This window comes from Streptomyces sp. NPDC102467, from assembly GCF_044765445.1.
GTDB lineage: Bacteria > Actinomycetota > Actinomycetes > Streptomycetales > Streptomycetaceae > Streptomyces.
Genome location: NZ_JBIWKA010000019.1, coordinates 186,485 through 199,188, shown reverse-complemented (window position 1 = coordinate 199,188; position 12,704 = coordinate 186,485). Strand labels below are relative to the sequence as shown.

The window sequence follows — 12,704 nt, the reverse complement described above, 5'->3', positions numbered from 1 at the left end:
CGCACGACGGCGCAGCTCAAGCGGGTACTGGGAAGGACGTGCCATGACTCGATCCTCTCAAACGATCGAGTCCCTACCGAACCCGGAACGGTTCAGTGTCCCCCGCTGCACCCTCCACGACCTGCGCCACCTCGCCGTCACCACAGCCATCAGCGAAGGCGTCAGCCTGTGGACCGTCTCCCAGACCGCACGGCACTCCAGCATCTCCACCACCGCGAACATCTATGCCCACCTCACCCGACGCACCGCCCACCAGGCCGTCGACGCCATCGCCGCCGCACTCGACCGCGAGGAACGACACGCGACCACATCACGACCACCACACCACACACCGCGTACGCCCCAGCAGCACAAACTAGGCACCAACGACCGGGTTACGACCACCCGACGACCACACATGAAAAAGGCCGCCCCTGCCAAACGGCAGAAACGGCCTCCGACCTGCAAAAAGCTGGTCGGGACGACAGGATTTGAACCTGCGACCCCTTGCCCCCCAGTCAAGTGCATGATTCTGCCTCGGAGTTCTGAAGCCCCGTTGATGTCCATACGACGCCATCCGCGGTAGTACAGCGCCGCTGGCTCCTCTACCGGCCGGTCCTTTGACTGCCTAACTTCGCGGGCAGCTCGAGTCGATACGCCAACAGCGCTCTGCGTTTCAGCGCTGAGATTGGCGTGGGACTACTGGCAGTTGTACGTGGGCGGTATGGTCCGGGCCGGTGTGGAGGGTGTTGGTCGTGCCGGTGTGATAGCTCGGGTCGTAGGCGTGGTGCGTGCCGTGGCCTTGGCCGTCGTAGGGCTGGATGTCGATGCGGATGCGGTGTCCCTTGCGTACGACGCCTGTGTGCGGGATGAGTTCGATCTCCACCGGTACGACCTCACCCTCGTTCAACGGTGCGTGGTCAGCCTTGAGGTGGGTGTGCTTCGGCGCGTACTCGGTGCTGCGTGCGAGGTCGAGCTTGCGGTGTGAGGCCTTCAGCCAGCCTTTGGCCAGTGGGTAGTGCGCGGTCTTGAGCCCCATCGTCGTGGGACCGGAGTAGTCGACTTCCCTGTTCTTCTCGTCGATGACACGGAGGGAGACGTAGATGTCCATGTCCTGGCTGTCGGCGGAGACCCACAGCTTGACGCTCCCGTACCCCGCGAGGACATGGTCCTCGGTCACGGGGTCGCTGATGAAGGAGACACCGGTGGTCCGCGGATCGGTGGCCGTCGACTCGGCGTCGCCGCGCAGGCTTTCGGGGCCGAGTGCCGCGTCGGCGAGCCGGACCTCGGCGGAGTAGCTCGCGCGGGCCTCCTCGCTGGGCGGCGTCGGCGACATGCGGAGGAAGTCGCCGCGTACGCCGTCGCCGCTCCAGTCGGAGGGGGCGGCGTCGAAGAACCACTTGGTGTACCGGGTCCGCGCGATCGGCCATTCTTCCTCCTCCTGGATGTAGGAGGCGCCCTTGCCGGTGCGTATCTCGAGACGGATGGGCGGCTTGTCCATGATGCCGTTGTCGATGCCCTTGAGCCAGTGGTCGAAGAAGGCCACGTGGTCGGCCACGGACTCCTCGGCGTAGGACTTGACCAGCCAGTCCTCCCAGAAGTCGAGCTTCTTGTGCGGCGTTGGTGTGCCCAAGTAGGTCTCACTGCTGCCCAGTTGGTGGAGGTGACTCACATGAGTGGTGGCCGCGACGGCCCAGAGCGGCACCGTCACGCCGCTCATGTCCGGGCTCATGAAGACTTCGGCGCGCGGCCCGAAGATGGCCTCCGGGTCCGAGTCCTTGAACGGGTTGTCCCGCATGGTCTTGAGGAAGTCCACGGCGTTCAGTTCACCGCACACGGCCGGTACGAGGCCGTTGCGGTACCAGTGCGGGAAGAATTCCTCGTTGAGGATGCCGCCGTTGTAGGCGACCTGCTCGTACAGGTCGATGTCGGTGCCGATGGCGACCATCGCCTTGAGGTGGGCGGGTTGCAGGCTCGCCACGGCGTGCTGGGTGACGGCGAGGTAGGACATGCCCCACAGGCCGACGTTGCCGTTGGACCACGGCTGTTCGCCCGCCCACTCGATGGCGTCCTTGTAGGCCTCCGCGGTGGCGATGCCCCAAGGTGCCAGCGTGCCGGGACTCTTGCCGCTGCCGGGACCGTCCACCCGGATGACGGTGTAGCCGTTCGGTACCCATACGGCGGTGTTGACGGTCTCGTGGTTCTCCCAGGGGAGCCCGTCGGCGTTGCCGTGGAAGTACTCGTCCTCCATCTGCTCGTGCGCTTCCAGGTCGGCGTCATCGCAGATGGAGTGGTGGTTGAACGCCTTGCCGTACACACCGCAGCCCATGATCACCGGGTGTTCGCCGTCCTCCGCGGGGCGGAACACGTCGGCGTAGAGGTGCGAGCCGTTACTGAGGGGGATCTTGACGTCGCGGAAACGGCGGATGCCCATCGCGTTGCGGCGCAGCTCGTTGCGGGCGGCGGCGGGGGAACACAGCTGCCGTGGTGTGCGGTTCTCGAAGACACCTGCGCTGTTCAGGTCGGCCAGCAGCGAGACGACGACGGGGTCCTCGGTGAACGCCTGGATCTCGTCGTCCTCGCGGCCGGCGAAGGCGATGTCACGGCGGAAGTCCAACGGGCGGTCGCCGATGATGTCGTGGACCTCGGCGGGTATGCGTGTGCCGTGGTCGCGCGCTCCTTCACGGTCGAGGGTGAAGACCAGACGGGCGATGTTGGTGAGGCCGGGGTCCTTGAGCTTGTGCGGGCTTCCGTCGACACGGCTGACCATCTGGGTCAGGTTCACCCGAGGGGCACCCATGAGGGTTCCGATCGCGGTCTCGCCGAGGAGAAAGGCCACGCGCTCGCCGTCGCGGTACTGGAATTCGCCCCGCTCGTTCGTCAGGCCGGAGCAACTCGGCGTTTCGTACTTGATACCGCTGACGGGACCTGCGACAACTCCGGTGCGGAGCATGCTGGAACCTCCTGATCTGAGGTGCTGACTGAGTCGGGCGACGGCACGGCTCCCCCATGCCTCGCCGGTCGGCGTGCTACGCCTGCCGGTCCTCGTCGTCGGTCGACGGCAGGGCCACTGCTCGGAGAAACGCCTGCGCGAACGTCTCGATGGTCTCTTCCTTTCCGGGCAGGTCTGCCGCGGCGACCTGACTGACGACGGGACGCAGCAAGAAGTGATGGAAGACCGGACCGGTCATCAGCTGGGTGAGCAGCATGGGCGGCAGATCTCGGACACGGCCTGCGGCGACTTCTCCGGCGAGCCAAGCGCCGAGGCCGGCCAGCAGGCGCGGGGTGAGCGTCTCGAAGACCATCCGGACGTTGTCGTCGCCGGGGCGGGCGAAAACCTCGGCCAGGAGGGCCGGCAGGACACGCGGCTCGCGTTCCAGAGTGTCGACCATGAGACGGGTGAGGCGGCGCACGGTCTCCGCAAGGTCCCCGTGCGACGTGGCCAGGAGTGCCTCGACATCGAGGGTGGGGCTGTAGCGCTCGAACACCACGCGCAGGAGTTCGTCGCGTCCCCCGAAGGTCGCGTAGAGGCTGGGAACGGAGCACTCGGCCGCCGCCGCTACGCGTTCGAACGTCACCGTGCCGAGTCCTTGCGTGCTGATCAGGGTGCCCGTGACCTCGATCGCCCGTTCCCTGACCGGCTTGCGTCCACCTGGCTCGACCCCGGCGGCGCGCAGCGCCTCGTCCAGGGCGTCCCGACTGCCGCCGATCCGGCGCACCAGAGTGCTGCGGGAGATCCCGGCCTCTTGGGCGATGTCCCGCAGGGTCACCTCGGCCGCGGAAACGCCACGGGCTTCCGCGGCCCGCAGGGTGGCCCTGACGATGTCCGGAGCGACGACCTGTCCAGTCGTTGAGTCATTGGTACGTGACATGTAGATAAATGTACTCTCTACTCACGTGTCACACCAAGCGGACCCCATGCCTGGTCCGAGCCTTCGGCTTCCCCCGCACGCGTGGCACGCGGGCCCTCGCCCGCCCTCTCGACCCGCGACGACCGGCGTTTGGATCCGCTACGACCGCGCTTGGACGCGCTACGACCGGCGTTCGAGGACGCCTGCCGATGACTCCGCCTCCACTCCGCACAGCGCCCGTCCGATGTTCTCCGTCCAGGTGTCGATGCCGTGCGCCGCGTGCAGGCTGCCCGCGCGGCAGTTGCGCGCGATCAGTTGAAGCGGCTGCCGTTTGGTGATCGCCGACGCGCCGGAAGCCCGGAAGAGCGTCTCGACGGCGGAGCTGCACTCGTCCCAGATGTAGGCGACATCGGTGTGGAGTTGGAGGGTGTCGTACTCGGAGGGCTCCGTCTCCTCGGCCTCCCACTGGTCGAGCCGGGCCACCGCCGCGTCGGCCACCGCGGCCGCCGCCCGGATCTGGGTGTGCCCGCGGCCGACGGTCAGGTGCGTGATCGGCGCGTCCGCCTGCTTCGCGTACGGGGAGTACGGGATGCTCCGCTTTCCGACCGCACCCAGGAACACCTCCAGGGCATGGTCAGCCATGCCGAGGGCCACGCCCGCGCCCGTGACGAGCGACCGGGCGAGGCCCCCGCGGCGCGGCCCTTCGCCCCGTTCGGTGAGCTCGATGATCCGCTCGGTGAGCCGCTTCGGGGTGCTGAAGTGCGCGTCGGGAACGAACAGTTCGCCGTCCGTCGCCACTGTCTGGCTGCCCGTGGCGGCCATCCCCATCGCGTCCCAGTCGTCCCGGGCGACGAGCGACTCCTTCGGGACGAGCACCATGCCGACCTTCGCGTTGTCCGTGTCGTCGTAGAACACGGCGAGGTAGCCGTGGGACGCGTGGACGCTCCCGGTGGAGAACGGCCACGCACCCTCGATCATCCAGCCGCCGTCCACCTGCCGCGCGGTCCCCGCCATGCGACGGCTGGTGCCGCCCACCGCGAACGTGCGGTTACCGACCCAGGGCGCCTCGTACACCGGGGCGACGACGTCCGCGTCGAAGGCGAAGCTCCACAGGTTTCCGCCCGCGGCGGCCCACACCATCCAGGCCGTCGCCCCGCATCCCGAACCGAGCGCGCGGAAGATGTCGTGCAGCTCCCGCGTCGTGAAGTCCGCTCCGCCGAACCGCTTCGGCGTCGTCAGGCCGAAGACACCGGCCGCGTCGAGACGCTCGATGCTCTCCTGGGGGATACGTCGCTGCCGCTCGGCGACGGCTTGGTGCTCGCGAAACCAGGGCCGCAACTCCACGACGCGGTCGACGATCTCCTGGGCCTTCGGTCGAGCCATGTCCGCTCTGATGCTCGTCGTCATTGACTTCATCACCTCCTGGTTGTTCTCGCGTGCACACACCGCCGCGGCACCATGACGTCGGCCGCGGCGATGCGGGCGAGCGAGTCAGCTGGGCCAGTCCTCTTTCGCCATCGGCGTCCCGTGGAAGCCGGCCACCGGGCGAAGACTCGGGTCGCTTCCGTTCCGCATGTCGACCGAGGCGTCGGGGTGGTCGTCGAACCATCCGTCGGCGGGGTACTTGTACATCCAGTCGACGAGGAGCCTGCGGCGGGAGATCAGCCAGACACCGTCCCGCCGCTCGAACCGGTCCAGGTAGCGCGCCCAGAGTTTGACGTAGTCACCTTTCCAATGGTGCTTCTCCGAGCCCTGGTGATAGGCGTTCAGATAGGTCTCGACATGCGCGATGTCGGGACCGTCGAACTCGACCAGACTGTTGCCGAGATTATGCATGGTGCGCACGAATCGCGGCATCTCACCTGCAAGGAAGTCGACGAATCCTTCGACGGATCCGACGTGCAGGCTTTCCGGGAACTGCACCCATGCGTCGTCATGGAAAACACCACGCACCAAGCCCATGTCCACCCGGTCGAGACCGCGGCAGTAGCGCAACAGCACGTCATGAATTTCCGCGCGGGCGCCCAGCTCTTCGAGGTTCATATTCCTCCCTTCTTCTGCGCCTGAAGGGTTTTCATCTCCCGCTCGGCGAACTGCCGGAAACTGGTCGGCTCTCGACCGAGCAGCCAGGTGAGCACGTTGGAGTTCCCGATGAAGTCGTGACTGCTGTATCGCTTGCTGATCGCACGCGCCGCCATGGTCTGGTACGGGAAACGGCTCAGATGCTCGGGCCCGAGAGACGCTCCGGTGAACTCGTCGGGGTCGATCTGCTGGGCAGAGATCCTGCGCCCCAGCACTTCCGACAGGACTTCCGCGATCTCGTGTGCCGTGTAGCGTCCGGGTGCGGCCAGCTCGTAGGTGGCCCCGGCGTGACGCCCGCTATCGGACAGGGCAGCCGTGGCCACATCCGCCACGTCGGCCAGATCGACCATCGACTGGTGCCGATCGAGCGCCCATGAGAGACGGAATACGTCCTGCTCCAGTACGGGCCTCAACCTGTGGCGCAGCATGTAGTTGGCAGGCTGGAGGATGGTGAACTCCAGCCCGGAGGACAACAGATACTCCTCAAGGTCGCGCTTGACCTCATGTTGCGTCAGATCAGCGAGAATCGCATGCAGCACAGAACTGAAGACAAAGTGCTCTACGCCCGCCGTACGCGCGGCGTCGATGGCGGCAAAGCCCATCTCCCTTTCTTGTGGGTGCAGGGTCGGCCCGACGTAGTAGACCTTTTTCACCCCGCGCATGGCGCGGCCCAACAAGTCAGGGTTTGTGATGTCACCGACGACGACGTCGGCCACGCCGGCGAAGTGGAGAGATTCCGCCGACGCCTCGGATCTGACGCAAGCACGGACGGCATGTCCAGCCGCAAGGAGCCGCGGAATCAAGAATTTTCCTTGATTGCCGTTTGCCGCTGTCACGAGTATCACGAATGTTTCTCCTCAGGTACGTCCTGGCTGGGCTCGTCGACTTCCCTCTGGTCGGCCAGACGGGAAATATGCGCGCGTACGCGACTACCCAGGCTGGATGGCCCGCAGGAATTTGACCGCCCCGGCATCGCTGTGCTCACGCAGGACATTCGTCTGCATGTCCGGGTTGTGTTCACCGTCGGGCTCGGGCACGAGAGGGTTGCCGGTCCAGGACATCAGCCGGCAGACACGGTGGCGGATGCGCCATCCACGGTCGGTCCGCACGAGTTCGTCGTCGTACCAGCCTGTGCCCTGCCACGTAGGCCCGCCTTCGGCCGCTTCGCGCACCAGGAGCCAGTTGCCGTAGCTGAACGCGTGGGCCTTGTCCCCGTCCACCTGCACGAGTTGGCCCATCATCGTGTGCTGATGACTGTCGAGGCGGGCGTGGAACTCGCCGAAGGAGCGCTTGAAATCGGCGAGTCCGGTCCAGGCGGCTCCGGCCGGGCCGAACTCCGCGATCACGTCCTCCGTGAAGACACGGTCGAACAGATCCCATCGGTGGGCGTCGAGTGCCAGTCCGTAAAGGTTCAGGGCCTCGATGATGGCGGCCTTGTCGTGCTCAACCATGCTTGCGCTCCTCGTCCTTGAAGTCGCCTATGGATCGGAGTCCCCGCTCACGGCGGCGGATTCCTCGTGTTGCGTCGCATGCGCATCGCCGGCTCACCCCGGGCCGGACACTCCGTGATCAGGGTGTGAGGCGCGGCCCGACGCGCGATACCGGCCCGTCGGGCTTCCGCCCTCCCGGTGACGGTTCGGAGCCGTCGGGCGGGGTGACGGGCATGGGGTCCATCATTAGGAGCCGTCTCAAATTCTGTCAACACTTTGGCGTGAGGTGGATGATCGCGCACCTCAACGTCGAGACGTGCGGCACTAGGTCGACAACACGCAGCGACCTCAAGTCACCTGGAGTTTATAGAGGGGGAAGTCGATCGTCGGCCGACACATAACCTGCCCCTCCATGCCACGCGACAGACCACCCTCCGATGGGTCTCGCAGAAAATGTTGACACTTTACGAGGCTGACTCCTACGGTTCCTCGCAACGCCACCCTTCCTTCCGGCCGCCCCCTCCCCCGCCCCGACCTTCTTGTCGCCGCGAGCCCTTACGGGCAGCCGATACCGACGCCCTTGCCGGCAGCCCCGCCCGCCGTTGGACGGTCTCAGCCGCCGCGCGTACCTGATCCGCAGTCCAGCCAGAATCGAGTGCCACGACCGTGCCGATCGACATCACCCAGCTCACACACGCTCAGCCCTTCCAGCCCGCCGGCCACCACGGCGTCGGCCCCGTCCATCTCTTCGGTGGCAAGGACTACGACGGCGCTGTGACGGCGGCCCTGTCGCACTATCTCCCCGGCGGCTGCGCCGACATGTCCCCCGTCCCCGCGGAGACGCTGTACATCGTCCTGACCGGCACACTGACTCTCGACTCCGAGGGCGCCACCCACGACCTGCATCCCCTGGACGCGGCGCGGCTCACGACCGGGACGCTCCGCAGCGTCGAGAACCGTACGAATCTGCCCGCGAGCATGCTGGTGATCCGGCCCAACCCCGCGGCCGGACAGACGGACAACACGGCCGGGGCCCGGTCATGAGCGGGCCTCTCGACGGGCTGCTCGTCGTCGACCTCTCCCGTGCGCTCGCGGGACCCCAGGCCGCGATGATGTTCGGGGACCTCGGGGCCCGTGTGATCAAGGTCGAGAGTCCCTCCGGGGACGACAGCAGGTCCTGGGGACCGCCGTTCGTCCACGCCGAGGGCGAAGCCACGGAATCGACGTACTTCCTGTCCTGCAACCGGAACAAGGAGTCGATCACGCTCGACCTGAAGCGTGACCAGGACGCGCAGGTGCTTGCCGGGCTCATCCGGCGAGCGGACGTGCTGATGGAGAACTTCAAGCCCGGCGGGCTGCGACGTCTCGGGTTCGGGACCGAACGGCTGATGGAACTCAACCCGCGACTGGTACTGCTGTCGATCAGCGGATTCGGGCACGACGGTCCCGAGGCCGGGCGCGCCGGGTACGACCAGATCGCGCAGGGCGAGGCGGGGCTGATGTCCCTCACCGGACCGGACGCGGACCACCCCCAGCGGATCGGGGTACCGATCGCCGACCTGCTCGCCGGCATGAACGGCGCGTTCGGCGTGCTCGCGGCGCTACGGGAACGCGACCGCACCGGCCGGGGTCAGATCGTGCGCACCTCACTGCTCGCCTCCGTCGTGGCGGCCCACGCCTTCCAGGGGACACGCTGGACCGTGGCCGGCGAGGTGGGTTCCGCGCAGGGCAATCACCACCCGACCATCGCGCCCTACGGGCTGTACCGGTGCGCGGGTGGCAGTGTGCAGATCGCCTGCGGGAACGACGCCATGTGGCACCGCCTGTGCGACACGTTCGGGATCACCGCCGACGACCCCCGGCACGCCACGAACGCCGACCGGGTGGCCCACCGCGACAGCGTCACCGAACTCCTGGAGACCGTGTTCGCGGACCTCGGACCGGACGAGCTGCTGCGGCGGCTTTCCGACGCCGGTGTTCCGGCCGGCCGGGTCCGCAGTCTCGACGAGGTCTACGAGTGGGAGCAGACCCGCTCGCAGCGGCTCGTCATCGACGTCGAGCATCAGGGCGTCGGAAAGCTCAGCCTGCCGGGTTCGGCTCTGCGGACGTTCGCGGTCGACACCGCGGGGGCCGAGACCGAGACGACCCGCGTCGACCACTGCCCGCCGCCGGTTCTCGGCGCCGATGCCGACGCCGTACGGGACTGGCTGAAGACCCCCCAGTCGTAGACGCAGACGCACTCCATTTACTGACGGCTCATCACATGGTCTATACGAAGGAGATTGCAGTGCGAGGTATCGAGCCGGTGACGGCGGCCCCGGATCAACTGCATGAACTGCGGCGGGCTTTCGGGTGTTTCCCTTCCGGGGTCACCGCCGTGTGCGCCCGAAACGACGGCGAGCCCGTGGGTCTTGCCGCGAGTTCGTTCACGTCCGTGTCGATGCAGCCGCCCCTGGTTTCGGTGTGCATCCAGCACACCTCCACGACATGGCCGAAGCTGCGCGAGCAGCCCCGCCTCGGTCTGAGCGTCCTGGCCGAGGGGCAGGACGAGATCTGCGCACGACTGGCGAGCAAGGACGGGGACCGGTTCGCCGGAACGGACTGGTTCGCCTCCGACGACGGCAGCGTCTTCGTGGACGATGCCACGCTGTGGCTCGACTGCACGATCCACGAGGAAGTCACCTGCGGGGACCACGACATCGTGCTGCTGCGGATTCTCGGTCTCAGCGTGGCCCCGGACACCTCCCCGTTGGTCTTCCACGCGAGCCGTTTCCGGCGTCTGGCCAGTATCTGAGCCTGCCACGCACCTCTCAGGCCCGGTCGCCCAGACCGCGGCCGTCCCCTACGAACGACAAGTCCCCATGGGGCGACAAGTCCCCATGAAAGGCAGAGGAGATGACGTCGATGAGTGCGTCCCATGACACGTCCGACAGGCTGACAGCGATCCTCGACAAGGTCCGCGCGCTCGGGCCGACCTTGCGCGAGCGCGCGCTGGAGGCGGAACGCGCGGGCCGTGTCTCGGACGAGACCATCGCCGACCTGGACGCCACCGGCGCCTTCGCCATCGGTAGCCCCGCCGAGTACGGCGGTCATGAACTGAGCGTCCGCCAGCAGCTGGATGTCGTCTGTGAGGTCTCCAGGTGGGACGGCTCGTGCGGATGGATCGTGTGGGTGGGAGCCTCCACCAACTGGATCCCCGCCGGTTCGGGTGCCCGCGTCGTCAGGGAGCTCTACGCCCCCGAATGGGTCGGCCCGCGGGTCGCGGGCTCCAGCCACTTCCCGGCCTCACGGGGACGTGCGAGGCGGGTCGACGGCGGCTGGATCGTCTCCGGCGGCCCCTGGACCTTCGGGAGCGACTCCCTCTGGGCGCCCTACACGAACCTCGGCTGCATCGCCGACGACGGCGAGGGCAGTTACCTGGTGGGCCTTCAGGTTCCGCGCGACGAACTCCGGTTCCTCGACGACTGGAAGGTCGCCGGCATGCGCGCCACCGGCAGTGTCTCCATGACACTGGCCCAAGAGGAGCTCTTCGTCCCCGAGTACCGCGGCGTCGACTTCCGCCACATCGTCGGCGCAGCCCTCGACAACGGCCTCGATGGCTCCCTGTGGAAGGCGCCCTCACTCGGCTGGGCGTTCAGCCTCATGGCCGGCATGTCGATCGGCATCGCCCGGGGCGCGCTGGAGCGGTTCCTGGAACGCTCCGCCGGGCGGCCCGTCCGCGGCACCACGTACAAGAACCAGCTGGAAGCGCCCCTGACGCATCTGATGCTCGCCGAGGTGCACTCCAAGATCCAGTCGGCCACGGCAATGACACGCGCCAACGCCGAGGAGACCGACCGGCTCGGGGCGCTGGCCGCCGCCGGCACGCCCGCCGACGGCGAGTACATGCAGATGTTCAGCGCCCGGGTCCTGGTCGAAACCGCCTACGCGGCCAAATGGTGTGCGGAGGCGGTCGAGTTGCTGCAGAGGAACTCCGGCTCGACCGCGATCATGGAGAGCGAGCCGATCCAGCGGGCCTGGCGCGACGCACGGGTCATCACCCTGCACGGCGCGCTCAACCTCGAGGCCCTCTCCGAGAACTACGGACGGCTGATGGCCGGCGCCCAGCCGCACAAGTTCGCGGGGATCACCACCCTGGACCGATTCGCCCCGCCCGCCCCGAGGAACGACGCCTGACTCCCTGGACCAGGGACTGAACGCCGTGCCCTCCGGCACACGCCGCTTTCCGCGCCGGCCCGCGCGCCCCAACACCGTTCGTAGAGAAGGAGGTTGAACGATGAGCAGCACACCATCGTACGAGAACACCGACTCGCGCGACGGCATCCGGGCGGCGGTCGTCGACGCCCCGGGCGCCGCGCCACGAGTGGGCTCGGTCGTACTGCCGCCGCGCACGCCCGGTACCACCGTCGTGGCGGTGGTCGCCGCGCCGTTGAACCCGCTGGACCTGGTCATCGCGTCCGGGACGTTCCACTCGGTGCGCCACGAGGCCCCGTACGTCCCGGGCAGCGAGTGCGTGGGGGTCGTGCTCGACTCCGACCTGCACAAGCCCGGCACTTGGGTCTACGCCGAATGCCACGCCTCACCCGACACTCCCGGTTCCCTCGCCACGCGGATGCTTGTCGACGACGACGATCTGCTGCCGTTGCCCGAAGGGCTCGATCCGGTCAAGGCCGCTGCCGTCGGCAACTCCGGCACGGCGGCGTACATGCCTCTGGTCGAGGACGCCGCTCTGCGCACTGGGGAAACGGTCCTTGTGCTGGGAGCCACGGGCGCGGTCGGGCAACTCGCGGTCCAGGTGGCTCACCGGCGCGGCGCGGGCCGGGTGGTCGGCGTCGCCCGCGACCGCGCGGCACTGGAGCGCCTGCCGGACCTCGGCGCGGATACCGTCGTCGATCTGCGCGCGGGCGAGAGCGCCCAGGAGCTGGCAGAGCGGTTGCGGGCGGCGGCCGGGCCGGTGGACGTCGTCCTCGACGGCGTCTACGGGGTGCCGCTGGAGGCGGCGTTGCAGGTGTGCGCGCCACGGGCTCGGGTGGTCAACGTCGGCAATCCGGCCGGCGCAACCGCTCAAATACCGGCCGGGCTCCTGCGCGGCAAGCAGCTCACCCTGTCCGGCTTCGCCGGTCTGCACACCCCGCTGCACGCCAAGCGGGCGGCGCTGACCTGGCTGTGGGCCGCCCTCTCCCGCGGCGAACTGCGGGTCGACGTCCGTACCTTCCCGCTCGCGGACCTCCCCACGGCGTGGCGGACGCAGGCGGGCTCGCCACACGCCAAGTCCGTTGTCCTGCCTCAGGACAGTGGACTCCCGGAGCACCCCGCCCCGGCACCGACCCGACCCGATCGGAGCACACGTCCGTGATCCACC

12 protein-coding genes are annotated in these 12,704 nt (G+C 67.9%); 6 read left to right on the top strand and 6 right to left on the bottom strand.

Translation table 11 applies throughout. The annotated features are described in order from the left end of the window. Window positions 1-43 precede the first annotated feature (43 nt). Window positions 44-565 carry a tyrosine-type recombinase/integrase gene (locus ACIREE_RS34655; protein ID WP_404161380.1) on the top strand — a complete coding sequence of 174 codons (522 nt, stop codon included), beginning with the start codon at window positions 44-46 and terminating at the stop codon, window positions 563-565. 90 nt (window positions 566-655) lie between these two features. Here ACIREE_RS34655 and ACIREE_RS34650 read toward each other — a convergent pair whose 3' ends face one another. The 6 genes from ACIREE_RS34650 to ACIREE_RS34625 all read right to left on the bottom strand — a co-directional run bounded on the left by ACIREE_RS34650 (window position 656) and on the right by ACIREE_RS34625 (window position 7,363). Next, window positions 656-2,932, bottom strand: a complete 2,277-nt coding sequence (locus ACIREE_RS34650) for a CocE/NonD family hydrolase (protein WP_404161340.1) — start codon at window positions 2,930-2,932, stop codon at window positions 656-658. A 76-nt stretch (window positions 2,933-3,008) separates the two neighbouring features. After that, the gene (locus ACIREE_RS34645; RefSeq protein ID WP_404161337.1) at window positions 3,009-3,851 is read right to left on the bottom strand and encodes a TetR family transcriptional regulator; all 843 of its coding nucleotides are present in this window, start codon (window positions 3,849-3,851) and stop codon (window positions 3,009-3,011) included. A 159-nt stretch (window positions 3,852-4,010) separates the two neighbouring features. Then, window positions 4,011-5,237 (bottom strand): acyl-CoA dehydrogenase family protein, encoded by a 1,227-nt coding sequence (locus ACIREE_RS34640; RefSeq protein ID WP_404161334.1) that lies wholly within the window; start codon window positions 5,235-5,237, stop codon window positions 4,011-4,013. An 84-nt stretch (window positions 5,238-5,321) separates the two neighbouring features. Continuing rightward, complete coding sequence (locus tag ACIREE_RS34635) at window positions 5,322-5,873, bottom strand: nuclear transport factor 2 family protein (protein ID WP_404161331.1); 552 nt, start codon at window positions 5,871-5,873, stop codon at window positions 5,322-5,324. Further along, entirely contained in the window at window positions 5,870-6,757 is an 888-nt protein-coding gene (locus ACIREE_RS34630; RefSeq protein ID WP_404161328.1) for an SDR family oxidoreductase, read from the bottom strand. Before ACIREE_RS34630 ends, ACIREE_RS34635 begins: the two co-directional genes overlap by 4 nt. Window positions 6,758-6,841: 84 nt before the next feature. Further along, entirely contained in the window at window positions 6,842-7,363 is a 522-nt protein-coding gene (locus ACIREE_RS34625) for a nuclear transport factor 2 family protein (RefSeq protein ID WP_404161325.1), read from the bottom strand. Window positions 7,364-8,008: 645 nt separating this feature from the next. On the opposite strand from ACIREE_RS34625, the gene ACIREE_RS34620 reads away from it, so the two are divergent. From ACIREE_RS34620 to ACIREE_RS34600, 5 genes are all read left to right on the top strand, one after another. Beyond that, window positions 8,009-8,386 (top strand): cupin domain-containing protein, encoded by a 378-nt coding sequence (locus tag ACIREE_RS34620; RefSeq protein WP_404161322.1) that lies wholly within the window; start codon window positions 8,009-8,011, stop codon window positions 8,384-8,386. Next, complete coding sequence (locus ACIREE_RS34615; RefSeq protein ID WP_404161319.1) at window positions 8,383-9,570, top strand: CaiB/BaiF CoA transferase family protein; 1,188 nt, start codon at window positions 8,383-8,385, stop codon at window positions 9,568-9,570. The genes ACIREE_RS34620 and ACIREE_RS34615 overlap by 4 nt, the downstream gene beginning before the upstream one ends. Before the next feature lie 59 nt (window positions 9,571-9,629). Continuing rightward, window positions 9,630-10,136 (top strand): flavin reductase family protein, encoded by a 507-nt coding sequence (locus ACIREE_RS34610; RefSeq protein WP_404161316.1) that lies wholly within the window; start codon window positions 9,630-9,632, stop codon window positions 10,134-10,136. 110 nt (window positions 10,137-10,246) lie between these two features. Continuing rightward, complete coding sequence (locus ACIREE_RS34605) at window positions 10,247-11,518, top strand: acyl-CoA dehydrogenase family protein (RefSeq protein WP_404161313.1); 1,272 nt, start codon at window positions 10,247-10,249, stop codon at window positions 11,516-11,518. Window positions 11,519-11,618: 100 nt separating this feature from the next. Continuing rightward, entirely contained in the window at window positions 11,619-12,698 is a 1,080-nt protein-coding gene (locus ACIREE_RS34600) for a zinc-binding alcohol dehydrogenase family protein (RefSeq protein WP_404161310.1), read from the top strand. Window positions 12,699-12,704 lie beyond the last annotated feature (6 nt).